This window comes from Bradyrhizobium sp. Ken51, from assembly GCF_055807435.1.
Map to the genome: position 1 here is coordinate 1 of NZ_JBVVPB010000110.1, position 1497 is coordinate 1497.

A 1497-nucleotide genomic window follows, 5' to 3' on the forward strand; every position below is an offset into this window, starting at 1 on the left:
TTTGCAAACGATGACGTAATTGCGGTCGGCGCTCGTGGCAGACAACCTCCGTTATCGTTGAGCCCTCGCAATCAAATGATTCGAAGGAGCTCCCATGAAGCAGTATGTCGGGTTGGACGTCTCACAGAGAGAAACCGCTGTGTGCGTTGTCAACGAGACCGGTCAAGTAATATTCGAAGGGAAAGCCAGGTCTAATCCTGGTGCCTTGACTGACCTGCTTAACAAACATGCGCCTCATGCCGAGCGTATCGGCTTCGAGACCGGTGCGATGGCAAGTTGGCTATGGCATGAACTCCGCAGGGTTGAACTTCCGGTGGTCTGCATCGACGCTCGGCATGCGCACGCAGCTTTGTCGGTCCGAATGAACAAGAGCGATCAGAATGATGCGCGAGGGCTTGCCGAACTGGTGCGGGTTGGATGGTATCGAGAGGTAAAAGTCAAAAGTGAGGAAAGCCAGAAGATCCGAGCGATCCTTGTCGCCAGATCTCGGCTAGTGTCCATGCGCCGAGACATCGAGAACCAAGTTCGCAGCTTGATCAAGGAATGTGGATTGCTGTTCCCTCGCGCGATCGGCCAACAATTCCGCAACCGGGTCAGCGAACTCTTGGGCGTCGATCATTTGCTTCTCAGCGTGATATCGCCGCTGCTCTCGATCCATGAGAACGTTTGTCAACAACAAGGTAAGTTCGACAACGAGGTCCGCCGGTTGGCAAAGCTGGACGACACGACGCGTCGCCTGATGACGGTCCCGGGGGTCGGTGTCGTGACGGCCCTAACGTTCCGCCACACGATCGATGACCCCTCGCGCTTCCGATCGGCTTCGACGGTCGGCGCCTACCTAGGCCTTACGCCGAGGCGCAGCCAATCCGGCGAAACCGACACCAACGGAAAGATATCTCGATGGGGCGACCGGCTTCTCCGAACTTACTTGTTCGAGGCCGCCACTGTCCTTCTTTATCGAACCAAAAAGTGGTCTTCCCTAAAGGCCTGGGGCATGAAGCTCGCCAAGCGGATCGGCATGAAGAAGGCAAAGGTCGCCATCGCCCGAAAGATCGCCGTGATTCTCCACTGCATCTGGGTCGATGGCACGTCGTTCGACTGGGGCCAGCCGAAGCCAATCTGATATTTGCTCGCAAGTTCCTGGTCCGGTCCGCCGGACTGGCGATGTCCCGCTGGGACGGTGGTCGTGGTGACCTCGGTCAATCGGCTGGTGGCGGTTCGCCCGCACTCCGCTGCAAACGTTGAGGCGCCCGATCCGGACATCATCATGAGGCGCTCGCGACCTCGGAAAGGACCATGACCCCAGCTACGACATCAACCCAACCCGACGAAGCCGCCAACGACGTCGATTGCCAAGCCCGCTAGGCAATCGTCTCGCCATCCGCGATCGCTCCGTCTCCGCAACCTGACCAGCTCCGACGGAGCAATCGCTACCGGCGTGTCACTGGAGAGAAGAAGAATGGTAGCTTGACAACAAACCGCAATTAAAGGGCCGAT

At 57.9% G+C, this 1497-nt stretch carries 1 protein-coding gene; it reads left to right on the forward strand.

The annotated features are described in order from the left end of the window. Positions 1 to 94: 94 nt before the first annotated feature. A complete protein-coding gene (locus AC0L27_RS41010; RefSeq protein ID WP_473323770.1) occupies positions 95 to 1123 on the forward strand; it encodes an IS110 family RNA-guided transposase in 1029 nt (342 codons plus the stop codon). The last annotated feature ends 374 nt before the right edge of the window (positions 1124 to 1497 follow it).